At 75.7% G+C, this 23977-nt stretch carries 19 protein-coding genes and 1 riboswitch; of the genes, 14 read left to right on the top strand and 5 right to left on the bottom strand.

Going from position 1 to position 23977, the window contains the following annotated elements; translation table 11 throughout:
• Window positions 1–190 precede the first annotated feature (190 nt).
• Window positions 191–2347, top strand: coding sequence for a primosomal protein N' (locus K7G61_RS26865; RefSeq protein ID WP_225849578.1), 2157 nt, complete (start codon window positions 191–193; stop codon window positions 2345–2347).
• Between the two features lie 380 nt (window positions 2348–2727).
• Here the strand turns inward: K7G61_RS26865 and K7G61_RS26870 are convergent, their stop codons facing one another.
• Entirely contained in the window at window positions 2728–3180 is a 453-nt protein-coding gene (locus K7G61_RS26870; protein WP_225849579.1) for a hypothetical protein, read from the bottom strand.
• Between the two features lie 313 nt (window positions 3181–3493).
• Between K7G61_RS26870 and fmt the strand changes: the two genes are divergently transcribed.
• Entirely contained in the window at window positions 3494–4426 is a 933-nt protein-coding gene (fmt, locus tag K7G61_RS26875) for a methionyl-tRNA formyltransferase (RefSeq protein ID WP_225849580.1), read from the top strand.
• Window positions 4427–4701: 275 nt separating this feature from the next.
• On the top strand, window positions 4702–6084 hold the full coding sequence (locus K7G61_RS26880; protein ID WP_225849581.1) for an RsmB/NOP family class I SAM-dependent RNA methyltransferase: 1383 nt from the start codon (window positions 4702–4704) through the stop codon (window positions 6082–6084).
• A gap of 174 nt (window positions 6085–6258) precedes the next feature.
• Here K7G61_RS26880 and K7G61_RS26885 read toward each other — a convergent pair whose 3' ends face one another.
• A complete protein-coding gene (locus tag K7G61_RS26885) occupies window positions 6259–8394 on the bottom strand; it encodes an MMPL family transporter (RefSeq protein ID WP_308190713.1) in 2136 nt (711 codons plus the stop codon).
• Window positions 8395–8790: 396 nt separating this feature from the next.
• Here K7G61_RS26885 and rpe point away from each other — a divergent pair, with 396 nt between their 5' ends.
• The 8 genes from rpe (at window position 8791) to K7G61_RS26925 (ending at window position 17000) form a co-directional block, all read left to right on the top strand.
• The gene (gene rpe, locus K7G61_RS26890) at window positions 8791–9456 is read left to right on the top strand and encodes a ribulose-phosphate 3-epimerase (RefSeq protein ID WP_225849583.1); all 666 of its coding nucleotides are present in this window, start codon (window positions 8791–8793) and stop codon (window positions 9454–9456) included.
• 173 nt (window positions 9457–9629) lie between these two features.
• Entirely contained in the window at window positions 9630–10616 is a 987-nt protein-coding gene (locus K7G61_RS26895) for a sugar-binding transcriptional regulator (protein ID WP_225849643.1), read from the top strand.
• Between the two features lie 143 nt (window positions 10617–10759).
• The gene (locus tag K7G61_RS26900) at window positions 10760–11149 is read left to right on the top strand and encodes a barstar family protein (protein WP_225849584.1); all 390 of its coding nucleotides are present in this window, start codon (window positions 10760–10762) and stop codon (window positions 11147–11149) included.
• Between the two features lie 293 nt (window positions 11150–11442).
• Window positions 11443–12882 carry a GuaB1 family IMP dehydrogenase-related protein gene (locus tag K7G61_RS26905; RefSeq protein ID WP_225849585.1) on the top strand — a complete coding sequence of 480 codons (1440 nt, stop codon included), beginning with the start codon at window positions 11443–11445 and terminating at the stop codon, window positions 12880–12882.
• Between the two features lie 97 nt (window positions 12883–12979).
• Window positions 12980–13435, top strand: a complete 456-nt coding sequence (locus tag K7G61_RS26910) for an Lrp/AsnC family transcriptional regulator (RefSeq protein ID WP_225849586.1) — start codon at window positions 12980–12982, stop codon at window positions 13433–13435.
• A gap of 100 nt (window positions 13436–13535) precedes the next feature.
• The gene (locus tag K7G61_RS26915; protein ID WP_225849587.1) at window positions 13536–14183 is read left to right on the top strand and encodes a PRC-barrel domain-containing protein; all 648 of its coding nucleotides are present in this window, start codon (window positions 13536–13538) and stop codon (window positions 14181–14183) included.
• 275 nt (window positions 14184–14458) lie between these two features.
• Window positions 14459–15262 carry a carbon-nitrogen hydrolase family protein gene (locus K7G61_RS26920; RefSeq protein ID WP_225849588.1) on the top strand — a complete coding sequence of 268 codons (804 nt, stop codon included), beginning with the start codon at window positions 14459–14461 and terminating at the stop codon, window positions 15260–15262.
• Window positions 15263–15296: 34 nt separating this feature from the next.
• Window positions 15297–17000 carry an NAD(P)/FAD-dependent oxidoreductase gene (locus tag K7G61_RS26925; protein ID WP_225849589.1) on the top strand — a complete coding sequence of 568 codons (1704 nt, stop codon included), beginning with the start codon at window positions 15297–15299 and terminating at the stop codon, window positions 16998–17000.
• Window positions 17001–17025: 25 nt separating this feature from the next.
• Here K7G61_RS26925 and K7G61_RS26930 read toward each other — a convergent pair whose 3' ends face one another.
• Both K7G61_RS26930 and K7G61_RS26935 read right to left on the bottom strand, forming a co-directional pair.
• Entirely contained in the window at window positions 17026–17745 is a 720-nt protein-coding gene (locus tag K7G61_RS26930; RefSeq protein ID WP_225849590.1) for a DUF5995 family protein, read from the bottom strand.
• Window positions 17746–17781: 36 nt separating this feature from the next.
• Entirely contained in the window at window positions 17782–18645 is an 864-nt protein-coding gene (locus K7G61_RS26935) for an NAD(P)-dependent oxidoreductase (RefSeq protein WP_225849591.1), read from the bottom strand.
• A 214-nt stretch (window positions 18646–18859) separates the two neighbouring features.
• Between K7G61_RS26935 and K7G61_RS26940 the strand changes: the two genes are divergently transcribed.
• Complete coding sequence (locus K7G61_RS26940; protein ID WP_225849592.1) at window positions 18860–19702, top strand: helix-turn-helix transcriptional regulator; 843 nt, start codon at window positions 18860–18862, stop codon at window positions 19700–19702.
• A gap of 137 nt (window positions 19703–19839) precedes the next feature.
• Here the strand turns inward: K7G61_RS26940 and K7G61_RS26945 are convergent, their stop codons facing one another.
• Complete coding sequence (locus K7G61_RS26945; RefSeq protein ID WP_225849593.1) at window positions 19840–21198, bottom strand: MFS transporter; 1359 nt, start codon at window positions 21196–21198, stop codon at window positions 19840–19842.
• 97 nt (window positions 21199–21295) lie between these two features.
• On the opposite strand from K7G61_RS26945, the gene K7G61_RS26950 reads away from it, so the two are divergent.
• Both K7G61_RS26950 and ribD read left to right on the top strand, forming a co-directional pair.
• Complete coding sequence (locus K7G61_RS26950) at window positions 21296–22510, top strand: ROK family transcriptional regulator (protein WP_225849594.1); 1215 nt, start codon at window positions 21296–21298, stop codon at window positions 22508–22510.
• A 97-nt stretch (window positions 22511–22607) separates the two neighbouring features.
• Window positions 22608–22738: riboswitch (FMN riboswitch) on the top strand.
• Between the two features lie 170 nt (window positions 22739–22908).
• Window positions 22909–23976 (top strand): bifunctional diaminohydroxyphosphoribosylaminopyrimidine deaminase/5-amino-6-(5-phosphoribosylamino)uracil reductase RibD, encoded by a 1068-nt coding sequence (gene ribD / locus K7G61_RS26955; RefSeq protein WP_225849644.1) that lies wholly within the window; start codon window positions 22909–22911, stop codon window positions 23974–23976.
• Window position 23977 lies beyond the last annotated feature (1 nt).

The raw sequence follows: 23977 nt of genomic DNA on the forward strand, positions 1-23977 counted from the left end.
GTGGGAGCGCACCGACCGCGTCGACGCGCTGAAGGCGGCCGTCGGCCTGTAGACGGCGGTCGGCCCGCAGGAAGCGGTGCGGCCGGTACGACCGGCTCGGCGGTTCGCCGGGAAACGGGGCGAGGAGGGCGCGGTCACCGCGCCCTCCTCGCCCCGTCGGCTTGTCCGTCCCGTCTGGTAGACAGAAGGCGTGAGCGGCGAGAACGACCCCGGCGCGGGTGGCGAGCGGGCCCCGGAAGGCGGCGAGCAGCTCGCGCTCATCCGGGAGACCGTGCGCAAGGCGAAGGAGCCCCGCGCGAAACCCAGGACCTGGCGCGGGGCCGCCCTCGCCGAAGGCCTGCCGGTGGCGCGCGTGCTGGTCGACAAGGGACTGCTGCACCTCGACCAGTTCTTCGACTACGCCGTGCCCGCCGCCATGGACGCCGACGCCCGTCCCGGCGTCCGCGTCCGCGTCCGGTTCGGCGCCCGCGTCGTCAAGGGGCGCCGGGAGGGCGGCACACTTCACGACGGCTTCATCGTTGAGCGCCGTGCCGACACCGACTTCCACGGTCCGCTCGCCCCCCTCGCCCAGGTGCTGTCCACCGAGCCGGTCCTCAGCCCCCGCCTGCTCGCCCTGTGCCGCCAGGTCGCCGATCGCTACGCGGGCGCGCTCGCCGACGTCGTCCAGCTCGCCGTACCCCCGCGGATGGCGCGGGCCGAGCGCGAGCCCTCGTCCCCGCGGCCCGCTCGCGCCGAGGCGGGGCCGCCCGCGGTGCCCGCGCCCGGCACCTGGGCCCGGTACGCCACAGGGCCGGCCTACCTGCAGGCGCTGGCCCGCGGCGACACCCCGCGGGCGGTCTGGCTCGCGCTGCCGGGCCCGCACTGGCCGCGGGAACTCGCTCTCGCGCTGGCCACCACCCTCGCCTCGGGGCGCGGCGCCCTCGCCGTCCTCCCCGACGGAAGGGCCGCGGCCCGCGTGGACGCCGCCCTGACCGCGCTGGTCGGTGAGGGGCGGCATGTGATGCTGACCGCCGACGCGGGGCCGGAGGAGCGGTACCGCAGGTGGCTCGCGGTCAGCCGGGGCGCGGTCCGTGCCGTCGTGGGCACCCGCGCCGCCATGTTCGCGCCCGTCGCCGACCTCGGCCTGATCGCCCTGTGGGACGACGGGGACACCAGCCACGCCGAGCCGCACGCCCCCCAGCCGCACGCCCGCGACGTCCTGCTGCTGCGCTCCCGCGAGGAACGCACCGCCTTCCTGCTGGGCGGCGTCACGACCACGGTCGAGGGCGCGCAGCTCGTCGACAGCGGGTGGGCGCTGCCGCTGGCCGCCTCCCGCGAGGAGGTGCGCGCGGCCGCGCCCCTGATCCGTACGATCGGCGACGCCGACGAGGCCCGTGACGAGGCCGCCCGCGCGGCCCGGCTGCCGTCGCTGGCCTGGCAGGTCACCAAGGAGGCGCTGACCCGCGGACCCGTCCTGGTCCAGGTGCCCCGGCGCGGATACGTGCCCGGGCTCGGCTGCGACCGCTGCCGCGAGCCGGCCCGCTGCGCCCACTGCTCCGGCCCCCTGGAACTGCGTGACCAGCGCGGCACCCCCGCCTGCGGCTGGTGCGGGCGGCCCGCGGCCGACTGGACCTGCCCGGCCTGCGGGGGCCGCAAGCTGCGCGCGCGTGTCGTCGGGGCCCGGCGCACCGCCGAGGAGCTGGGCCGCGCGTTCCCGCAGGTGCCGGTGCGCACCTCGGGGCGCGATACCGTCCTCGCCTCGGTGGGCGCCGCTCCGGCCCTGGTCATCGCCACCCCCGGGGCCGAACCGGTCGCCGACGAGGGCTACGCCGCCGCCCTGCTGCTGGACGGCTGGGCGCTGCTGGGCCGGCCCGACCTCCGTGCCGGCGAGGAGGCGCTGCGCCGCTGGGCCCTGGCCGCCTCTCTGGTGCGGCCGGCCTCGCGGGGCGGCACCGTGGTCGTCCTGGCCGAGCCCACGCAGCGACCGGTCCAGGCGCTCGTCCGGTGGGACCCGGCCGGGCACGCCCGGCGCGAACTGGCCGAGCGGGCGGAGCTGCGCTTCCCGCCGGTGTCCCGGATGGCCTCGGTCACCGGATCGCCCGCCGCCCTCGCCGACCTGGCGGACACGGTGCGGCTCCCGCCCGGCACAGAGGTGCTGGGCCCGGTGCCGGCGCCGCCTCCCGCCCGCCGCCGCCGACCGGGCGACCCCGCCGCCCCGGACGAACCCCGCGAGCGGCTCCTGCTCCGCGTGCCGCCGGGCAGCGGGGCCGCCCTCGCCACGGCGCTGAAGGAGGCCCAGGTCCTGCGGGCGACGCGGGGGGCGGCGGAACCCGTGGCGATCAGGATGGACCCACCGGACATCGGCTGAGCGCGGCCGCCGGTGACACGCACGGCGCGTACGCCCGGGGGTACGGGTGGCGCGTGCGCCGGTACGGCCGGTACGCGGGCGTGGCCGGGGTGCGGTCGGTGGCGGCCGGGTGCCGCGGCCGGGTGTCGCGGCCGCGCCTCGTTCGGTGGCGGCCGTGCGTCGCTCGGTGGCTGCCGGGTGGCCGCTGCCGGAGGCCGTGCCGGGGCCGGGTGGGCGTTGGTGGGCGTCGGCGGGCGTCGGCGGTGGAGCCGGTTGGGTGGCCGGCGCCCGGCCGTGCCCGCGCCGAGTGGGGTCAGGTCCCGGGCGGGCGCGGCGCAGCCGCTGCGCCGCTCAGCCGCCGCCCGGCACCGCCATGTGCGCCGCACCGCCGTGTGCGCCGCTCAGCCATTGCGTGGGGACGGGACGGAGGCGGCGTCGGGCACCGTCCTGGCCGCCGGGACGGTGGCCGGCCGGGCCGCGGTCTCCTCCGCCGGGGCGGCCGTGCTCGCGCGGCGCCCTCCGTAGCGGCGGTGGACAGCCTGCTTGGTCACGCCGAGGGCGGAGCCCACCGCGTCCCAGGAGAAGCCGAGCGAGCGGTCGAACTCGACCGCGGCCGTCACCAGCGTCTCCACGCTGTCCCTGAGCTCCTGGGCGAGCCGCACGGTGGGCGCCGGCGCCCGCCCGTACACCACGAAGCCGGTGGAGGGGCCGCCGCGGCGCGGCCGGTACACATTGCCCAGCTGGGCGGTCAGCGTGCGCAGCGCGTCCACCTGGCGGCGGACCCGCTCGATGTCCCGCACCAGCAGGTGCAGGCTTGCCCGCGCCTGGGCGTCGGGAGTTGCGTGGTCGGGCATCAACAAGCCTCCGGAGCCGGCGGTACAGGGAGTCAAACGGTCAAACAAGTCAAACTCACTTGACCAACGCGCCACCGCCGCCGGGGGTCACGCACCCAGGGGCACGGTTCCCTCCCGAGGGGCGCACGCCGCGGTGCGCACCCCCTGCCCGCCCCCGGCCTAGAATTGACCGGCCCGTCCCGCCGAACCCAGGAGATGCGCCCGTGTCCGTCAAGCCCATCCGCCTCCTCGGCGATCCGGTGCCGTGCACGACGACTGGGCCGGGCACCACCTTCCAGGCCGGCCCGCGCACCGAGAGGCAGCACCCCGCACGATGAGGCTCGTCTTCGCCGGCACCCCCGAGGCCGCCGTTCCCGCGCTCGACGCCCTGCTCGACTCCGGACGGCACGAGGTCGTGGCCGTCGTCACCCGGCCGGACGCCACCGCCGGCCGCGGCCGCAGGCTGGTCGCGAGCCCCGTGGCGCGCCGCGCCGAGGAGGCCGGGATCGAGGTCCTCAAGCCGTCGCGGCCGCGCGACGAGGACTTCCTGGCCCGGCTCCGTGAGATCGCCCCCGACTGCTGCCCGGTCGTCGCCTACGGCGCCCTGCTGCCCAAGGCCGCCCTCGACGTGCCCCGGCGCGGCTGGGTGAACCTGCACTTCTCGCTGCTGCCCGCGTGGCGCGGCGCCGCGCCGGTCCAGCACGCGGTCATGGCCGGGGACGAGGTGACCGGTGCCTCCACCTTCCTCATCGAGCAGGGCCTGGACTCCGGCCCGGTCTACGGCGTGGTCACCGAGGCGATCGGGCCCGCGGACACCAGTGGAGACCTGCTGGGCCGGCTCTCGCGCAGCGGCGCCCGCCTGCTGGCCGCGACGATGGACGGCATCGAGGACGGCACCCTGGCCGCCCAGCCGCAACCTTCCGACGGGATCACCCTCGCACCCAAGATCACCGTCGAGGACGCCGCCGTGGACTGGACGGCTCCGGCCCTGCGGGTGGACCGGCTCGTCCGCGCCTGCACCCCCGCCCCCGGCGCCTGGACGCTGGTGGGCGGCGAGCGCCTCAAGCTCGGGCCGGTCCGTCCCGTCCCCGAGCGCACCGACCTCGCCCCCGGCGAACTCGCCGTGTCGAAGCACTCGGTCCTCGCGGGCACCGGCAGCCACGCCGTCGAACTCGGCGAGGTCCGGGCCGTCGGCAAGAAGCCGATGTCCGCGGCGGACTGGGCCCGCGGGGTCCGCCCGGCGCCGGGAACCCGGCTGGGGGCCTGAGTACCCGGCCGCCGACCGCCGGGGGCCGCTCGCGGCGGCCCCCGTACCCTTGGGGCGTCACGTCTCACACGCCTCATCGGGATCCGGAGCACCTTCACGCCGTGAACGACCAGCCGCGCCCCCCTGCCCGGCGCAAGCCGCCGCAGCCCACGTCCCAGCAATCCCGCAACCGGCAGTCCCCGCAGTCCCCGCAGTCCCGGCAGGGCGCACCGCGGCGGGGAAGGCCGCCCGCCTCCGGCGGGGGGACCCCGAACCGGCGTCCCCGCAAGGACCCCGTGCGGGTGCTGGCATTCGACGTGCTGCGGGCGGTGGGGGAGCGGGACGCCTACGCGAACCTGGTGCTGCCGGGAATGCTGCGCGCCGCCGAGGAGGAGGCCGCGCGCACCGGCACGCGGTTCGACCGCAGGGACGCGGCGCTGGCCACCGAGCTGGTGTACGGGACGCTGCGCCACCAGGGGACGTACGACGCCGTGATCGCCGCGTGCGTGGACCGGCCGCTGCGCGAGGTGGACCCGCCCGTGCTGGACGTACTGGCGCTGGGCGCCCACCAGCTCCTCGGTACCCGTATCCCGACGCACGCCGCCGTCTCGGCGAGCGTGGAGCTGGCCCGGGTCGTCCTGGGCGACGGCCGGGCCCGGTTCGTGAACGCGGTGCTCCGCAAGGTCGCCGCGCGCGACCTGCCCGAGTGGCTGGACGAGGTCGCCCCGCCCTACGACGAGGACCCGGAGGACCATCTCGCGGTCGTGCACTCGCACCCGCGGTGGGTGGTCGGCGCCCTGTGGGACGCGCTCGGCGGCGGGCGCGCCGGCATCGAGGAACTGCTCGCGGCCGACAACGAGCGGCCCGAGGTGACGCTGGTGGCGCGGCCCGGGCGGGTCACCCCCGAGGAGGTCGCCGCCACGCTGCCCGAGGGCGCGGTCCGGCCCGGCGACTGGTCGCCGTACGCGCTGCGGCTGGCCGAGGGCGGCGACCCGTCGGCGGTCGACGCGGTACGCGAGGGCCGCGCCGGCGTCCAGGACGAAGGCAGCCAGCTGGTGGCCCTGGCCCTGGCCGCCGCGCCCCTGGACGGTCCCGACCGCCGCTGGCTCGACGGCTGCGCCGGGCCGGGCGGCAAGGCCGCGCTGCTGGCCGCGCTGGCCGCGGAGCGCGGCGCCGTACTGGTCGCCGCCGAGAAGCAGCCGCACCGGGCCCGGCTGGTGGGCCGCGCGCTGGCCGGCAACCCGGGGCCGTACCAGGTGGTGGTGGCCGACGGGACGCGCCCGGCCTGGGCGCCGGGAGCCTTCGACCGGGTGCTGGTCGACGTGCCGTGCACGGGCCTGGGTGCGCTGCGGCGCCGGCCTGAGGCCCGCTGGCGGCGCAGGGCCGAGGACGTGCCCGGGTTCGGCCCGCTCCAGCGCTCCCTGCTCACCGAGGCGCTGCGGGCGGTGCGGGTCGGCGGTGTCGTCGGCTACGCCACCTGCTCCCCGCACCTGGCCGAGACCCGCGCGGTGGTCGAGGACGTGCTGCGCTCGCCGCACGCCCCCGCCGCCGAACCCGTCGACGCGCGCCCCCTCCTGCCCGGCGTACCCGCCCTGGGCGAGGGCCCGCACGTGCAGCTGTGGCCCCACCTGCACGGCACCGACGCGATGTACCTCGCGCTGCTGCGGCGCACCGCCTGACGCCCGGGCACCGCCCGCCCGGGGCACGCGGCGGCAGCGCCGGCCCCGGGCGGACCGGCGCTGTCCGTCGGCCAGGACCCGGATCCTCGGATACTCAGATCCTCAGATCCGCAGTTCTTCGGGTCCTCAGGCCCTCAGGCCCTCGGGTCCTCGGGTCCTCAGGCCCTCGGCGCACTACCGACCCCGCTTCACCGCCACGTCCCGGCCGTCCACGGACGACGGCGGGTCCACCCGGTGGCCGGGAGTGCCCAGCTTGCTGGGCAGCCACACGCGGTCGCCCAGGTCGAGGGTGATCGCGGACACCAGGACCGAGCGGACCACGAAGGTGTCCAGCAGGACGCCGAAGGCCACCGCGAAGCCGATCTCGGCGAAACCGACGACCGGCAGCGTGCCCAGGACGGCGAAGGTGCCGGCCAGGACCAGACCGGCCGAGGTGATCACCCCGCCGGTCGCCGCGAGGCCGATGCGCACACCGTCCCGCGTGCCGTGCGTGGCGCTCTCCTCGCGGATGCGGGTCATCAGGAAGATGTTGTAGTCGATGCCGAGGGCCACCAGGAAGACGAAGACGAACAGCGGGAAGGCCGTGTCCTCGCCCTTGAAGTTGAACAGGTGTTCGAAGACGAGCGCGCTCACCCCCAGCGCCGCGGCGAACGACAGCACGACCGTGCCGATCAGCACCAGCGGCGCGACCACCGCCCTCAGCAGCACCGCCAGGATCAGCAGCACCACGAGCAGGATCAGCGGGATCAGCAGCTTGTCGTCGTGGGTCGAGGCGGCCGCGGTGTCCTTGATGACCGCCGTCCCGCCGCCCACCTTGGCGTCCGCGCCCGGGATCCGGTGCAGCGAGGTGCGCGCCCGGTCCACGGTGGCCTTGGCCGCCGCGCTGTCCGGGCGGGAGGTGAGGGTGGCCTCGTAGTAGACCTTCCCGTTCATGACCGGCGAGACGCCGGGCGGGGTGCCGATCGAGGCGGGCACCACGCCGCTGAGCGTGGACAACCGGGACTTCACCTGTGCCGCCGCGCCGGCATTGGCGATGACGACCAGCGGCTGCCCGCCGCCGGCCGGGAAGTACCGCACCTGGACCCGCTGGCCGACCACCGAGTCGGGGGTGTTCGTGAAGCTGTCCGACTGCGCCAGGCCGCTCGCGCTCAGCGAGAACAGGCCGAAGCCCAGCGCGCCCAGCACCGCCACGGTGGTGACCCAGACCGTGCGCGGCCGGTTGCTGATCCGGCCGCCGATCCGGGCCCACAGGCCCGTCCTGGTCGGTTCCGGGGTGCCGACGTGCGGGATCGCCGGCCAGAACACCCAGCGTCCGAAGATCACCAGCAGGGCGGGGAACAGCGTCAGCATCGCGACCAGGCCCACGGCCACGCCCACGGCGGCGACCGGGCCGAGACCCGAGGTGGAGTTCATCTCCGCCGCCAGCAGGCACAGCATGCTGAGCGCCACGGTGGCCGCGGACGCGATGATCGCCGGGCCCGCGCGGTGCAGGGCGAGCGCCATCGCCTCGTGCCGGTCCTCGTGCCTGCGCAGTTCCTCCCGGTAGCGGGCCACCAGCAGCAGCGCGTAGTCCGTACCGGCGCCGAACACCAGCACCGTCAGGATGCCCGCGCTCTGCGCGTTGACCACCAGGCCGGCGTGTCTGGCCAGCAGGTAGACCACGGCCTCGGCGCTGAACAGGGCGCCCACCACGGACACCACCGGCAGCAGGAGCAGGCTCAGACTGCGGTAGGTGATCAGCAGGATCACGACGACCACGGCCAGCGCGGAGTACAGCAGGGTGCCGTCGATGCCCTTGAAGGCGTCGTTGGAGTCGGCCGCGAAGCCGCCGGGGCCGGTGACGTACACCTGCAGCCCGCTGTCACCCTTGCTCGCTGTCGCCTTGAGCTGATCGACCGCGTCCGACAGCGACGTCCAGCCGCTCTTGTCGACCTTGATGGGCACGATGAACTGAGCGGCCTGCGGCGACTGCGGCCGGTTCAGGATCGGGCCGACCGTCCGCGCGCCGAGGATGCCGTGCGCGGTCATCGCCTTGACCGCGGTCACGTCCTGGCCGATCTTCGCGGTGTCGGCCGGCGTCAGCCCGCCGGGCCGGGTGTAGACGACGACCGCGGGCGCCGTCTCGGGCACGAACTGCTTCTGCAGGTCGAGCACCTTCGTCGACTCGGCGTTGCTGGGCAGCCAGCTCGCCGCGTCGTTCTTCTGTGCGTCGGTGAGCTTCTGCGCCAGCGGTGAGACCACCACCAGCACGATCACCCACAGGGCGAGTACCACCCATTTGCTGCGTCGTCCGCAGACGACATGAGCCATCCGTCCAGCTCCGACCGCCATCTGTGCGATCCCCCAGGTTCGTCCGTGGTGTCCCCCTGCCCTCCCGCCGCGCCTGGAACCGCATTCCGGGTGCCGGAGCACGCTTGCCTGGAGAGTGGCCAGGAACAGCATGGCACTCGCGTTCGGAATTCGCTCGGCGGATACGGCGAATGCGTCCGTGCCATGGCGGAGCGCGACCACGCGCGGTCCGCCCCTGTCCCCGCGCGGTCCGCCCCCGTCCCCGCCCGTCCCCGCCGCCGGGACCCCGCGCCCGGGGTACGCGCGCCCGGCGCCCGCCCCCGGCAACCGCCCGTCCCCGCCGCCGTAGCCGTACCTTCACCGGATGTGGACGGTCCGCGTGCCCGAGGCCGCCCGCCGATCTGGTTTGCTGGGCATATGAGCGTGCAGATCAGCCCGAGCATCCTTGCCGCCGACTTCGCCAGGCTGGCCGACGAGGCGCAGGCGGTGGAAGGAGCCGACTGGCTCCATGTCGATGTCATGGACAACCATTTCGTCCCCAACCTGACGCTGGGCCTCCCGGTCGTCGAGTCGCTGCGCAAGGCCACCGGCATACCGCTCGACTGCCACCTGATGATCGAGGAGCCCGACCGCTGGGGGCCGGCCTACGTGGAGGCCGGGGCCGGCTCGGTCACCTTCCACGCGGAGGCGGCGGCGGCGCCGGTGCGGCTGGCCCGGGAGATCAGGGCGAAGGGCGCCCGCGCCTCGATGGCGCTGCGGCCCGCGACCCCGATCGAGCCGTACGAGGACCTGCTGCCCGAGCTGGACATGGTGCTCGTCATGACGGTGGAACCCGGCTTCGGCGGGCAGGCGTTCCTCGACGTCATGCTGCCGAAGATCCGCCGGACCAGGGCGCTGATCGAGAGGTACGGACTGAACATGTGGCTCCAGGTCGACGGCGGGGTGTCCGCCGAGACCATCGAGCGGTGCGCGGAGGCGGGCGCCGACGTGTTCGTCGCGGGTTCGGCCGTGTACGGCGCCGACGACCCGGCCGCGGCCGTGCGCAGCCTGCGCGAGCAGGCCGCGGCGGCCCGCGGGCGCTGACGCGGGCGGTCGGGAGCGGTGCGCGCGCCGATCCGCGGCAGCCGTAACTTACGCGCCCGTAACGTCGGGCGTCTGCGAGGATGGGCGCCGGGGTTGGCCCCGGCGGTGGCTGGTGGACGATCAGATGGCAACTGGGGAGAAGTGACGTGAGCACAGGCCGCACTCAGGTGCGCATGGGCCCCGGCGAGATGGTCCAGGCGGCGGCGATGGCGCGTCGCTTCTACCTGGAGGGAAAGTCCAAGATCCAGATCGCCGAGGAGTTCGGGGTCAGCCGGTTCAAGGTGGCCCGGGTGCTGGAGACGGCGCTGGAGCGCGACCTCGTGCGGATCGAGATCCGGGTCCCCGCCGAACTCGACGCCGAGCGCTCCGACGCGCTGCGCGCCCACTACGGACTGCGGCACGCGGTCGTCGTCGAGACCCCGGCGGAGCAGGCCGACGCGCCCGACCCGGAGAACCTCGGCGCGGTCGCCGCCGGGCTGCTCGGCGAGCTCGTCACCGACGGGGACGTGCTCGGCCTGGCCTGGGGCCGCTCGATCATCACCATGGCCAACGCGCTGGACCGGCTCGCGCCCTGCACGGTGGTGCAGCTCACCGGGGTGTACGACGTGGGCACCGCCGAGCGCGGCTCGGTGGAGGCCGTCCGTACCGCCGCCGCCGTCTCCGGCGGCGAGGCGCACCCGCTGTACGCCCCGATGGTCCTCGCCGACCCGGCCACCGCCGCCGCGCTGCGGGCCCAGAGCCAGATCGCCGCCGCCATGGGCTACTTCGACAAGGTCACCGTCGCCGTGGTGTCGATCGGTTCGTGGGCGCCGGGCATCTCGACCGTCCACGACGCCCTCACCGACGCCGAGCGCGACCACTACGCCGGGCTCGGCGTCGCCGCCGAGATGTCCTCCCACCTGTTCGACGCCCAGGGCCGCAGAGTGGGCCGCGACCTGGGGGAGCGGTGCATCACCATCGAGGCGGACCGGCTGCGCCGCATCCCCGAGGTGCTGGCCATCGCCGGCGGCAAGCGCAAGGCCGCCGCCATCGACGCCGTACTGCGCTCCGGACTGGTCACGAGCCTGGTGACCGACGTCGCCGCCGCCGATCACCTGCTGAACTCCACCGGCCCCGCACCCCGGCCCGCCCTGGACCGGGCGGACCCGGACGGCTCGTGACGCCCCGCTGCCCGTGCGGACCGGGGCTCGTCCCGCGCGGCGGCCCACGGGAGTACGGCTGCACGTGAGGACCGGGCGGCTCGGGCGGGCGGCGCGGCGCGCGGTGCCACCGCCTCGATGATCGTCTGTGGCAGCATCGGCGCATGCCGCCGACCGCCGAGGGTGCCGCGCAGCCGCTGGTCCTGGACCTGACCGGGGTCAGCGACCGGCAGGGGTTCATGGACCGCGCCGCCGCCGATCTGGGCCTGCCCGGCTGGTTCGGGCGCAACTGGGACGCGCTGGCCGACTGCCTCGCCGACCTGTCCTGGTGGCCGCCCGGGCCCGGCGGCCGGCTGCTCCACGTCCGCGGCTGGCGGGAGTACGCCGGCGAGCTCCCGCGCGAGTGGCGCATCGTCAAGGACATCCTGCGCGACGCCGAAGGCTTCTGGCGCCGGGCCGGGACCGCCCTCGCGGTCGTCGTCGAGGACGACGTGGACGACACGGCCGGCGACGGGGAGCGGCCCGCACACCGAACCGGCGCCGCGCCGTCCTGAAGGCCCCCTCGCCGGCCGCCCGGCGCCCACCGGCGGCGTCCCGGCGTACCCGCGGCGCGCCCCCGTACCCGCCGCGCCTGCCCGCGGCGCACCCCGCACCGGCCCGGCGGGCGTTTGGCGGAAAGCACAGCGGGGAACGGGCAGTGTCGGCCGAATCCACAGAAACGGCCCCGGGCGCTCTCGCCCGCGCCCGTCATCGGGGATCATGGGACGAGGAGCCGCAGCCGAGGCCATCGCGAGCCGGCTGACTCCCCGCCCGCCGCCCGAGCAACACCGCAGGTGAGAGAGTCAGCATGCGTTTCCTCAACGACGTGTCCCCGGCGTACGACCTGACGTACGACGACGTTTTCATGGTGCCCAGCCGCAGCGCCGTGGCCTCGCGGCAGGACGTGGACCTGCGGTCGCCCGACGGCACCGGCACCACCATCCCGCTCGTGGTGGCCAACATGACCGCCATCGCCGGCCGCCGCATGGCGGAGACCGTGGCCCGCCGGGGCGCGCTCGCCGTCATCCCGCAGGACATCCCCATCGACGTGGTCACCGAGGTGATCGGCTGGGTCAAGCGGCGCCACCTCGTCCTCGACACGCCCATCACGCTCGCCCCGCACCAGACCGTCGCCGACGCGCTGTCCCTGCTGCCCAAGCGGGCGCACGGCGCGGGCGTGGTGGTCGAGGACGAGCGGCCGGTCGGCGTCGTCACCGAGTCCGACCTGACCGGCGTGGACCGCTTCACCCAGCTCTCCGAGGTGATGTCGCGCGACCTGCTGCTGCTCGACGCGGCGATGGACCCGCGTGACGCCTTCAACGCCCTGGAGGAGGGGCACCGCAAGCTCGCCCCGGCCGTGGACGGCGACGGGCGGCTCGCCGGGATCCTCACCCGTACCGCCGCGCTGCGCGCCACCCTCTACCAGCCCGCCGTCGACGCCGAGGGGCGGCTGCGGATCGCCGCCGCCATCGGCATCAACGGCGACGTGGCGGGCAAGGCCAAGCAGCTCCTCGACGCAGGCGTGGACACCCTCGTGGTGGACACCGCCCACGGCCACCAGGAGACGATGCTCGCCGCCGTCCGCGCCGTGCGCGCGCTCGGCCCCCGCGTGCCCCTGGTGGCGGGCAACGTCGTCGCCGCCGAGGGCGTGCGCGACCTCGTCGAGGCCGGCGCCGACATCGTCAAGGTCGGCGTCGGGCCCGGCGCGATGTGTACCACCCGCATGATGACCGGCGTGGGCCGCCCCCAGTTCTCCGCCGTCCTGGAGTGCGCCGCCGAGGCCCGCAGGCACGGCAAGCACGTCTGGGCCGACGGCGGGGTCCGGCACCCGCGCGACGTCGCCATGGCGCTCGCGGCCGGCGCGTCCAACGTGATGATCGGCTCCTGGTTCGCCGGGACGTACGAGTCGCCGGGCGACCTGCAGCAGGCTGCCGACGGGCGGCTGTACAAGGAGTCCTTCGGCATGGCCTCGGCCCGCGCGGTCCGCAACCGCACGAGCGAGGACTCCGCGTACGACCGGGCCCGCAAGGCGCTGTTCGAGGAGGGGATCTCCACCTCCCGGATGTACCTGGACCCGGCCCGGCCGGGCGTGGAGGACCTGATCGACGCGATCGTCGCCGGGGTGCGCAGCTCGTGCACGTACGCCGGCGCGGCCACGCTCGAGGACTTCGCCGAGCGCGCGATAGTCGGCGTGCAGAGTGCCGCCGGCTACGCCGAGGGCAAGCCGCTGCACGTGAGCTGGACCTGAGGCCGGATAGCCTCGGGGCCGCCGCGGGAGCCGTCCGCGGCGGCCCCGCCCGTCCCGCGCCGTCCCGGCGCACGAGCAAGGACTGCGACCGCCCGCTGTGCCGCTGAACGAACTCGACGAACGCATCGTCCGCGCCCTCGCCGCCGACGCCCGCCGCTCCTACGCCGACATCGGCGCCGAGGTCGGCCTTTCCGCGCCCGCCGTCAAGCGCCGGGTGGACCGGCTGCTCGCGGCGGGCGCCATCACCGGCTTCACCGTGCGCGTCGACCCGGCGGCGCTGGGCTGGCACACCGAGGCGCTGATCGAGCTGTACTGCCGGCACAACACCTCGCCCTCCGACATCAGGCGCGGCCTGGCCCGCTATCCCGAGGTCGCCTCCGCGTCCACGGTGACCGGTGACGCGGACGCGGTGGTGCAGGTCTTCGCCTCCGACGTGCGCCACTTCGAGCAGGTGCTGGAGCGGATCGCGGGCGAGCCGTTCGTGACCAGGACCAAGTCGGTGCTGGTGCTCTCGCCGCTGCTGCGCCGGTACGGCGCGGGCAGCCCGGAGTAGGGGTAATGTCGCCATTAGTGGTGATCGTCAGGTTTCGCCGGTCCCGACGGGGTGACCAAGGCCGGTGAGGCCGGAAGCGACCGGCCGAGGAGGCGACGACATGATCACGCGCGAGCAGATTCCCCGGATCGTGGGCCATCCCGTGTACGACGCCCAGGGCAAGAGGATCGGTCCCGCCAAGCACATGTACCTCGACGACGCGACCGGCGACCCGGTGTGGGTGACGGTCAGGACCGGCTTCCTCGGGAAGCGCGAGATCTTCGTGCCGACCGGCGCCGCGCGGGTCGTCGAGGACCACCTGGAGGTGCCCTTCGTCAAGGAGAAGGTGAAGGGCGCGCCGACCGTCGCCCTGGACACGCAGGGGCACCTGTCCGCCGACCAGGAGCGCAGGCTCTACGGCTACTACGGGCTGGAGGCCGCGGAGCCGTCCGACGCCGCCGCGGGCACCGGGCGCGACCAGGGGGACACCTCCGCGCCCACCACCATGTCCGGCAGCGAGGCGGGCGTCGGAACCGGCCAGGTCCCCGAGGGCGACTGGGCTGCCACCTGCGGCCCCGGCGAGAGCCCCGTGGCCGGCCGCAAGGCCGCCGGCACCGGAGCCGATACGGGAGCCGAAGCCGGCACCGGAGCCGGCACCGGCACGCCGGCGGAGGCCGACCGGCCCGGCCGGGCCGGGCACCAGAGGTGGCCCGAGGCGGAGATGGGCCCGGGCACCGGCAGGCGGCCGGAGGATCCCGACCAGCCCTGACGGCCGGGCGGGCCGCCGCGGATCGCGTCGCCGCGCCCCGGGGGCCCGCACCCCGGTTTCCGCGGGCGGGCCTGCCCGGGCCCCGTACCCGGCCCCGTACCCCGCCCGCCGCGGTCCGAGCGGCGGCGGCGCGCAACGAATCGCCGCCGCGGGGCCCTCGCACGCAACGAATCGACCCCTGAGCCGCAACGATCGTGGCTTGTCGCCCGCCCCACCCTGCCCGTACCGTCGAAGGAGTTCGACCACACCCCACCTGACCAGGCGAAAGAGGGTTCATGACGCCGTTGCGCACCGCGCTGCTGCAAGGGCCGGCCGGTGTGCCGGAAAGCGTGGAGCAGAGCCTGGGGGTGCTGGAGGAGGCGGCCGGGCGGGCCGCGGCGCGCGGCGCGCGCGTGCTGGTGACCAGCGAGATGTTCCTGACCGGGTACGCGGTCGGGGAGCGCGTCGCCGAACTCGCCGAGACGCGGCGCGGTCCGGCGGGGGAGCGGGTGGCGCGGATCGCCGCGCGGCACGGGATCGCGATCGCGTACGGCTACCCCGAGCGCGACGGGCAGGCCGTGTTCAACGCGGCCCGGCTGGTCGGCCCGGACGGCGCCGGCCTCGCGGACTACCGCAAGACGCATCTGTTCGGCCCCTACGAGCGCGCCGCCTTCACCCCCGGTGACACGCAGGTGGTCCAGGCCGGCCTCGACGGCCACCGGGTCGGCCTGCTGATCTGCTACGACGTCGAGTTCCCCGAGGCGGTGCGGGCCCACGCCCTGGCCGGCACCGAGGTGCTCCTCGTGCCGACCGCGCTGATGCGGCCCTACGAGTTCGTGTCCACGACCCTCGTGCCCACCCGCGCCTACGAGAACGGGATCCACATCGCGTACGCCAACAGGTGCGGCCCCGAAGGGGAATGGGACTTCGCCGGGCTGAGCGCCCTGGCCGGACCGGACGGCACGGTCAGGGCGCGGGCGGGGGCGGGCGCCGAATTCCTCGTCGCCGACGCCGACCCGGCCGTGCTGCGCGCCGCCCGCGAGGAGACCCCGTACCTGGCCGACCGCCGCCCCGAGCTGTACCGCACCCACCTCGGCTGACCGCAGCCCGCCCCGCCGCAGCATCAGGAGAGCCATGACGTCCGTGCCCACCGCCGTCCACGACGAGCAGCACGCCCAGGCACAGGCCGAACCCCCGGTCACCATGTTCGGGCCGGACTTCCCGTTCGCCTACGACGACTTCCTCGCGCACCCCGCGGGTCTGGGCGCCGTGCCCCCCACCGAGCACGGCACCGAGGTCGCGGTCATCGGCGGCGGCCTGTCCGGCATCGTGACCGCCTACGAGCTGATGAGGATGGGCCTGCGGCCGGTGGTGTACGAGGCGGACCGGATCGGCGGCCGGCTGCGCACCGTCGGCTTCGACGGCTGCGACCCGGGCCTGACCGCCGAGATGGGCGCGATGCGCTTCCCGCCGTCGTCCACCGCCTTCCAGCACTACGTCGACCTGGTGGGGCTCACCACCCGGCCGTTCCCCAACCCCCTGGCGCCCTCGACGCCTTCCACGGTCGTCGACCTCAAGGGCGAGACGCACTACGCGCGGACCCTGGAGGACCTTCCCGAGGTCTACCACCAGGTGATGGACGCCTGGAACACCTGCCTGGAGGAGGGCGCGGACTTCTCCCGGATGCAGCGGGCCCTGCGCGAGCGGGACGTGCCGGTGATCCGCGAGATCTGGTCCGCCCTGGTGGAAAGGCTGGACAACCAGACCTTCTACGGATTCCTGTGCGACTCCCCGGCGTTCCGCTCCTTCCGGCACCGCGAGATCTTCGGCCAGGTCGGCTTCGGCACCGGCGGCTGGGACACCGACTTCCCCAACTCCATCCTGGAGATCCTGCGGGTCGTCTACACCGGCGCCGACGACGACCACCGCGGCATCGTCGGCGGCAGCCAGCAACTGCCGCTGCGGCTGTGGGAGCGCGAGCCCGACAAGGCCGTCCACTGGCCGCGCGGCACCTCGCTGAGCTCCCTGCACGGCGGCGCGCCGCGCCCCGCCGTCACCGGCCTGCACCGCACCGCCGGCAACCGCATCACCGTCACCGACGCCACCGGCGACATCCGCTCCTACAAGGCGGCCGTCTTCACCGCGCAGAGCTGGATGCTGCTGTCCAAGATCGCCTGCGACGACGCGCTCTTCCCGATCGACCACTGGACGGCGATCGAACGCACCCACTACATGGAGTCCAGCAAGCTGTTCGTCCCGGTCGACCGGCCGTTCTGGCGGGACGTGGACCCGCGCACCGGCCGCGACACGATGTCGATGACGCTCACCGACCGGATGACCCGCGGCACCTACCTGCTGGACGACGGCCCGGACCGGCCGGCCGCGATCTGCCTGTCGTACACGTGGTGCGACGACAGCCTGAAATGGCTGCCGCTGAGCGCGCACGAGCGGATGGAGGTCATGCTCAAGTCGCTCGGCGAGATCTACCCGGGGGTGGACATCAGGAAGCACGTCATCGGCAACCCGGTGACCGTCTCCTGGGAGAACGAGCCGTACTTCATGGGCGCGTTCAAGGCGAACCTGCCCGGCCACTACCGCTACCAGCGGCGGCTGTTCACCCACTTCGTGCAGGACGCCCTGCCCGCCGACAAGCGCGGCATCTTCCTTGCGGGGGACGACGTCTCGTGGACCGCGGGCTGGGCCGAGGGCGCCGTGCAGACCGCGCTCAACGCGGTGTGGGGCGTCATGCACCACCTCGGCGGCGGCACCGACCCGCTCAACCCGGGCCCGGGCGACGTGTACGACGAGATAGCGCCGGTGCTGCTGCCCGAGGACTGATCCGGCCGGGCGTCCCGCGGCCCGGCTACGGGGACGGCCGGCCGGCCCGGCGCGGCACGTCCCCGAGCGGGGTGAGCAGCAGCCGCCCGAGCACGGCGACCGCCGCGTCCAGCCGGGCCGCGCAACTCCCGTACGGGCCGGGGGCGCCGCGCAGCGCCCACAGCAGCCGGGCCGCCGCCCAGGCCGCGTCCCTGGCCCGCTCCAGGCTCCACGCCCCGACCAGGTGGGTCAGCGGCTCGGCCGCCTCCAGCGGGTCGGGGCCCGGCATCAGCTCCTCGCGCACCCGCGTCTCGATCGCCGTCAGCACCTCGCCGACCAGGTCGAAGTCGCCCTCAAGGGCCGCCGGTTCACGGCCGCCGGCCCGGCAGGTGTCCACCACGGCGAGCGCGAGGTCGTGCCCCACATGGGCATTGATACCTGCCAGCGCGAACTGCAGTGGCCGTACGCCCCGGTGGCCGCGCATCCGCAGCAGGGGCCGCCAGCACGCCGGCGTCCGGCGCCCGCCGCGGCCGTCCCCGACCGCCGCCAGGTAACGCCCCGCGAACCGCGCCGCCAGCTCGCCGGCCGCGCCCGGATCGGCGAACCCGCCCGCCGCCAGCCGCCCTTCGACCTCCTCGGTGACCGAGAGGTACACCCGGTTGAAGACCGCCACCCCGTCGTGCCGGGGGAGCGCGGTGTCCAGGGCGCGCATCCGCGCCAGCACCTGCCGTACGTCCTCGGGAGCGGCCTCGCGTACCGTCGTCATGGGACACAGCGTGCCGACCCCCGGGCGGGCCGGCCGTCACAACACCCCGGCGTCCCGCGCCGTCCACACGGACGGGTACAGCGGGCGGAAGCCCAGCTCGTCGCGGATGCGCAGGGTGGACACGATGCCCTCCCAGGGGTCGGGCAGCGGCCGGGCGGCCATGCCGCCGGGCAGCTCGGCGCCGTTCACCAGGTGCAGTTCGACCGCCGTGACGGGCGCGTCGTCGGCGATGTTCCAGATCCGCCCGCCGGGACCCGCGGCGAACAGCACCCGCAGCAGGCCCTGCGCGACGTCCGCGTGGTGGACCATGTGCAGCCGCTGGTGGGCGGCCCACCGGCCGGCCCACCGCAGCGACTGCGCCAGATGCGGATCGCCCTCGCCGTAGACGAACGCCAGGCGGGCCACCCGCACGTCCATGCCGCCCTCGGCGTGCAGCGCCAGCAGGCCCCGCTCGGCCTCCCGCTTGGACGCCGGGTAGGCGCCCCAGCCGGCGGTCCCGGGCGCGGGCTCGTCGTCCTCGGTGGCCGGGCGCCCGAGACCCGCGCCGTACACCAGGTTGGTGCTGACCTGTACGAAGCGGCGGGCGCCTGCCTCCGCCGCGGCCCGCGCGAGGCGGAGGGCGGCGTCCTGGTTGACCGCCCACGCCTCGTCGTCGGGAACGCCCCGGAAGGCGGCGGCGATGTTGACCACCGCGTCCACGCCCGCGACCGCCTCGCGCACGTCGGACGGGTCGCGCAGGTCGCCCAGGGCCACCTCCGCGCCCAGCCGGGCCGACGGCTCGGCCCGCGCCGCATCACGTACCAGCACTCGTACGGAGCCGTCCGCGCCCGCCCGCCGCAGCAGCCGGGGGACGAACCTGCGCCCGACTTCGCCCGTCGTCCCGGTGACCAGGATCCTCATCGCCCACTCCTTGCTCGTGCCGGACGTCTTCGTGCCGGACGTCTTCGTGCCGGACGTCTTTGTGTCGGCCGTCTTCGTGCCGGACGCCGTCCGTGCCGGCCCTTCCGGTCGTGCCGTCCACCGTGCAGGGGGCGCCGCGCGGGCGGGAGAGACCCGTCGATCCAGGGAGTGGCACTCCCTGGATAGCGACCGCGCCGAGCCCCATGCTGGAGCGGTGGACCGACCGGAGCTCGCCGACTTCCTGCGCAGGTGCCGTACCCGGCTCGCCCCCGCCGACGTGGGGCTCGCCGGCGGCGCCAGGCGCCGCACCCCCGGCCTGCGCAGGGAGGAGGTGGCCCACCTCGCGGGCATGTCCGCGGACTACTACACGCGCCTGGAGCAGTCCCGCGGCCCGCGCCCGTCACGGCAGATGCTCGCCGCGCTGGCCAGGGCGCTGCGGCTGACCGCCGACGAGCGCGACCACTTGTTCCACCTGGCCGGCGAGGAGCCGCCGAGGGAGGCCGGCGGCAGCACCCATGTCCGTCCCGGCCTGCTGCTGATCCTGGACCGGCTGCACGACACGCCCGCGCAGGTGCTCAGCGACTTCGGTGACGTCCTCGCGCAGAACGCCATGGCGGCGGCCCTGCACGGCGACGCCTTCTCCCGGCCGCCGCACATGCGCAACATCGTGCGGCGGGCCTTCACCGACAACGACGTGCTCGCCCGGTACCCCGCGGAGGACCGCGAGACCTTGCTGCGCGCCCACGTGGCCAACCTGCGCGCGGTGCTCGCCGCGCGACCGGACGACCCGCGGCCGGCGGCGCTGGTCGCGGAACTGCGCGCGTCCAGCCCGCACTTCGCCCGGCTGTGGGAGGAGCACCGGGTCGCCGTGCGGCGCTCGGACACCAAGCGCGTCCTGCATCCCGTGGTGGGCCCGCTGGAACTCGACTGCGAGGTGCTGCTGAGCGCCGAGCACGACCAGCGGCTCGTCGTCTACACCGCGCGGCCGGGCTCCGACTCCTACGAGAGACTGCGGCTTCTGCGTGTGGTCGGCCTCCAGGACCTGACCGTCGGCTGACACGGCCGGGGTTTGATCCGAGGCAACGGCCTCGCGGTGTACGGCGGGTGGCGGCGCGCCCCCGCCATGGCGTAATCCCGCGAGTGGAATTGACCGGGACCTCACTCGACGCGGCGTGTCCGACCGCTACCGTGGAGTCACGGTCCGGCGGGCTCGATTCCCCCGTGCGCGCCCGCCGGACCCTTCGCCCCCACCTGAGGCGCGCCCATGGCGCCCGGGCCCGGGTGGGGCGGCGTCCGCGCCACGACCACGCCTCCGGCGGGAGCCCCGCGTCCACCGCTACCGCTACCCCCACCGTCCGGCGGCCCCGGCGGCGCGGCGGCCGGTGCCGGGGCCACGACACCGGCCCCCACCACGAGCCCCAGGGTCAGCAGCGCGACGAGCCCGAAGGACACGGTCAGCGAACTCGCCCCGGCGATCCCCCCGATGGCCGCCGGAGCGATCAGGCCCGAGGTGTAGGTGACCGTCGCGACGCCCGCGATGGCCTGGCTCGGCACCGGCCCGCGCCGGCCCGCCGCCGCGAAGCACAGCGGCACCACGACCGCTATGCCGACGCCGAGCAGCGCGAAGCCCGCGATGGCCGGGACCGGGGAGCGGGAGACGACCACCAGCGTGGCGCCGGCCGTGGCGACCACCCCGCCCGCCCGTACCGTCGTGACGGCGCCGAGCCGGCGCACCGCGAGGTCGCCCACCAGCCGGGAGACGGCCATCGTGCAGGAGAACGCGGTGTACGCGACGGCCGCGACCGCGGGCGAGGCGTGCGCGATGTCCCGCAGGTACACCGCGCACCAGTCCGAGGTGCCGCCCTCGGCGAAGACCGCGCAGAAGCCGACCGCGCCGATGACCAGCGCGGCTCGCGGCGGCAGGGCGAACCGCGGCGGCGCCGCCTCGCCGGCCCGGGCACGTACGTCCGGCGCGCGCGAGCCCGCGGCCAGGGCGACACCCACGAGCACCGCCGCCACCGCCGCCAGGTGGACGCGGGCGTCGAGCCCGGCGTGCGCCGCCGGCACGCCTATGGCGGCGCCGATCAGCGTGCCCGCGCTCCACATCCCGTGCAGCCCCGACATGATCGACTTGCCCTTGCGCTCCTCGACGGCGACCCCGAGGGCGTTCATCACCACGTCCGCCGTCCCGGCGCACGCGCCGAAGGCGAGCAGGCTCGCGCACAGCCACGGCAGCCCGGGAGCGAGCGCGGGCAGCGCGAGCACCGCGCACCACAGGCTCAGCAGCAGCCGTATCGCCGCCCGTCCGCCGAGCCGGTGCATGAGCCGCCCGGCCAGCGGCATCGCCAGCGACGAGCCGAGAGCCGGGCAGACCAGGGCCAGCCCGAGCGCGGCGGGACCCAGGCCCAGGTGGTCCTTGATCCACGGGATGCGGGTGGCGAACGTGCCGGCCACGGCCCCGTGCACCGCGAAGGCGGTGGCGACGGCGGCATGGGCGCGGCGCACGTCGAAGGGGGCGCGGGCGGCGGCCTCGGCACTCTGCGGCGAACTCATGCGCGGTAAACTATCAGGAAGCCTGCCTGAAAATTAAGCCCTCGCTCGACCGCGAGGCCGGCCGGAGCCCGCCGCCCGGTTCTGGGAGGATCGCCGCATGACCGTCACCCGTGAGCGTCCGGGGCGCGGAGCGTCGCCGCGCACCGCCCGCGCGATCAACGACCGGCTCGCCCTGCGGCTGCTCCAGGAGGAAGGGCCGCTGACCGCCGGGCAGTTGAAGGAGCTCACCGGGATGTCCCGGCCGAGCGTGGCCGACCTGGTCGAACGCCTCCAGGACTCCGGGCTGATCGAAGTCGTCGGGGAGGCGGGCGAGGCGCGCCGCGGCCCCAACGCCCGGGTCTACGGGATCGTCGCGGACCGGGCCCACGTGGCCGGCCTCGACGTCCGCATCGAGAGCATCGGCGTGGAGGTGGCCGACCTGCTCGGCCGCACCGTCTCGCGCGCCTGCGTACCCGTCGCCGAGGGCGCCGACCCCGCCGGCGTCGTCGAGGACGGGCTGCGGGTCCTGCGCGAGGCCGCGCACGCCGCCGGCGGCGTACCGCTGCACACGGCGGCCTTCGGGGCGCCCGGCCTCGTCGACCCGGTCACCGGGCGGCTGCGGGCCTCCGGCGGGCTGCCCGCGTGGCACGGCGACCTCGTGGACGAGGTACGGCGCCGGCTGGCCATTCCCGTCCTGCTGGAGAACGAGGTGAACCTCGCCGCTGTCGCGGAGCAGCGGGTCCGCGCGGCGGCCGGCGAGGTCGCGGACACCTTCGTCCTGCTGTGGATCGGGGGCGGGGTCGGCGCCGGCGTCGTCCTGGACGGGCGGCTGCGGCGCGGCATCTCCGGCGGCGCGGGCGAGGTCGGCTTCCTGCCGCTGTCCGCGACGGGCGAACTGCCCGAGGCCGCCGACTGCGACAACGGCTACCACGGGCTGGTGGGCAGCCAGGGCGTCTGCCGGCTCGCCGCCGACCACGGGCTGCCCGTCCCCGGCACCGGCGCGGACGCGACCGCCGCGGCGGCGGTGGTCCGCGCGGCCCTGACCGCCGGCCCCTCCGGCGAGCCCTTCCTGCGGGAACTCGCCCTGCGCGTCGCGCTGGGCGCGGCCACCGTCTGCGCCGTCCTCGACCCCGGCCGGGTCGTCCTGGCCGGCGAGGTCGCGGAGGCCGGGGGCGCCGCCCTGGCCGCCATGGTCGCCGAGCGCCTCGCCGGGCTCTCCCCGCTGCGTACCCGGGTGGAGCCGACGGCGGTCGAGGGAGGCGCCATCCTGCGCGGAGCCGTGATCACGGCGATGGACGCGGCCCAGGAGGCGCTGTTCGCCCCCGCGGGGTGAGCGGACCCCCACCGCGCCCCGCGTGAGCCATGACACAGGAAGACCCTGGAAGCCGGGATCCATGGCGTGGCACACTTGACCGCGTACCAAGTGACGTTCGCGCACTCCGGGGTCGGTGAAAGTCCGAACCGGCGGTTACAGTCCGCGACCCGGCCGCAGCCAGTGGCCGGTTGACCAGGTGAAATTCCTGGACCGACGGTTAAAGTCCGGATGGGAGGCAGTGCGCGGCGGGCGTTCACGACGGTGCGCCGCCGTTCGGCGGGCCGCGTTCGCGAGAGCGTGGCCGCGCGGGGTCGGGCGGCTCACCCCCCTGTGGCGTCCGCCAGGTTCGACCGCCCCGGAGTCCGTGCCCGAAGAGGCAGGAGGACCCGGTGGCCACCACCACGGAAACAGACGCGATGCGCCGCGCCGTCGAACTCGCCGGCCGCTCGCTGGGCCACACGGCGCCCAACCCCGTGGTCGGCTGCGTGATCCTGGACGCCTCGGGCGCCGTCGCGGGCGAGGGCCGGCACCTCAGGGCGGGCGGCCCGCACGCCGAGGTGCACGCCCTGACCGCCGCGGGAGCCGCGGCACGCGGCGGCACCGCCGTCGTCACCCTGGAACCCTGCAACCACACCGGACGCACCGGCCCCTGCGCGCAGGCCCTGATCGAGGCCGGGATCGCCCGCGTGGTGTACGCGGTGGCCGACCCCAGCGCCGCGGCGGCCGGCGGCGCCGCCACCCTGCGCGCCGCCGGCGTCGACGTCGAGGGCGGCGTGCTCGCCGCCGAGGCGGAGGCCGTCAACGTCGCCTGGCTGACCGCGATGCGCAAGGGCCGCCCGTACGTGCGCTGGAAGTACGGCGCCACCCTCGACGGCCGGGTCGCCGCCGCGGACGGCACCAGCCGCTGGATCACCTCGCCCGAGTCCCGCGCGGACGTGCACAGGCTGCGCGCCGAGGCCGACGCCGTGGTCGTGGGTTCCGGCACCCTGATCGCCGACGACCCGCACCTGGCGGTGCGCGGCATCGAGGGCGCCACCCAGCCGCTGCGGGTCGTGGTCGACACCCGGGCCCGTATCGCCCCCACCGCCCCCGTACTGGACGGCACCGCGCCCACCCTGGTCGCCGTCGGCAAGGACGCGGACACCGCCCACCTGCCCGGCGTCGACATCGTGCGGCTGCCGTACGCGCGCGGCGGCACGGGGCTCGACATCGCCGCCCTGCTCGCCGAACTGCACGACCGCGGGACGCGCTCGGTGCTGCTGGAGGGCGGACCCACGCTGGCAGGGGCGTTCGTCGCCGCGGGCGCGGTCGACTCGGTCGTCGCCTACCTGGCCCCCGCACTGCTCGGCGCCGGCCCGAACGCCCTGGCCGACGCCGGAATCCCCACCCTCGCGCGGGCGTTGCGGCTCGACGTGACCGACGTCGTCCGCCTCGGCCCCGACCTGCGCGTCACCGCAGTCCCCACCGTCACTCAGGAGAGCTGAA

Origin of the sequence: Streptomyces sp. HPF1205, assembly GCF_020400825.1 — a bacterium.
In the GTDB taxonomy this organism is placed as follows: domain Bacteria; phylum Actinomycetota; class Actinomycetes; order Streptomycetales; family Streptomycetaceae; genus Actinacidiphila.

What these genes read in the sequence shown, in the direction of transcription:
- K7G61_RS26920 (WP_225849588.1), top strand. Translation starts at nt 14,459, where the DNA reads ATGACGCCGTTGCGCACCGCGCTGCTGCAAGGGCCGGCCGGTGTGCCG.
- ribD (WP_225849644.1), top strand. Translation starts at nt 22,909, where the DNA reads ATGCGCCGCGCCGTCGAACTCGCCGGCCGCTCGCTGGGCCACACGGCG.
- K7G61_RS26930 (WP_225849590.1), bottom strand. Translation starts at nt 17,745, where the DNA reads ATGACGACGGTACGCGAGGCCGCTCCCGAGGACGTACGGCAGGTGCTG.
- K7G61_RS26905 (WP_225849585.1), top strand. Translation starts at nt 11,443, where the DNA reads ATGCGTTTCCTCAACGACGTGTCCCCGGCGTACGACCTGACGTACGAC.
- K7G61_RS26900 (WP_225849584.1), top strand. Translation starts at nt 10,760, where the DNA reads ATGCCGCCGACCGCCGAGGGTGCCGCGCAGCCGCTGGTCCTGGACCTG.
- rpe (WP_225849583.1), top strand. Translation starts at nt 8,791, where the DNA reads ATGAGCGTGCAGATCAGCCCGAGCATCCTTGCCGCCGACTTCGCCAGG.
- K7G61_RS26885 (WP_308190713.1), bottom strand. Translation starts at nt 8,394, where the DNA reads ATGGCTCATGTCGTCTGCGGACGACGCAGCAAATGGGTGGTACTCGCC.
- K7G61_RS26925 (WP_225849589.1), top strand. Translation starts at nt 15,297, where the DNA reads ATGACGTCCGTGCCCACCGCCGTCCACGACGAGCAGCACGCCCAGGCA.
- K7G61_RS26895 (WP_225849643.1), top strand. Translation starts at nt 9,630, where the DNA reads ATGGGCCCCGGCGAGATGGTCCAGGCGGCGGCGATGGCGCGTCGCTTC.
- K7G61_RS26935 (WP_225849591.1), bottom strand. Translation starts at nt 18,645, where the DNA reads ATGAGGATCCTGGTCACCGGGACGACGGGCGAAGTCGGGCGCAGGTTC.
- K7G61_RS26870 (WP_225849579.1), bottom strand. Translation starts at nt 3,180, where the DNA reads ATGCCCGACCACGCAACTCCCGACGCCCAGGCGCGGGCAAGCCTGCAC.
- fmt (WP_225849580.1), top strand. Translation starts at nt 3,494, where the DNA reads ATGAGGCTCGTCTTCGCCGGCACCCCCGAGGCCGCCGTTCCCGCGCTC.
- K7G61_RS26915 (WP_225849587.1), top strand. Translation starts at nt 13,536, where the DNA reads ATGATCACGCGCGAGCAGATTCCCCGGATCGTGGGCCATCCCGTGTAC.
- K7G61_RS26945 (WP_225849593.1), bottom strand. Translation starts at nt 21,198, where the DNA reads ATGAGTTCGCCGCAGAGTGCCGAGGCCGCCGCCCGCGCCCCCTTCGAC.
- K7G61_RS26950 (WP_225849594.1), top strand. Translation starts at nt 21,296, where the DNA reads ATGACCGTCACCCGTGAGCGTCCGGGGCGCGGAGCGTCGCCGCGCACC.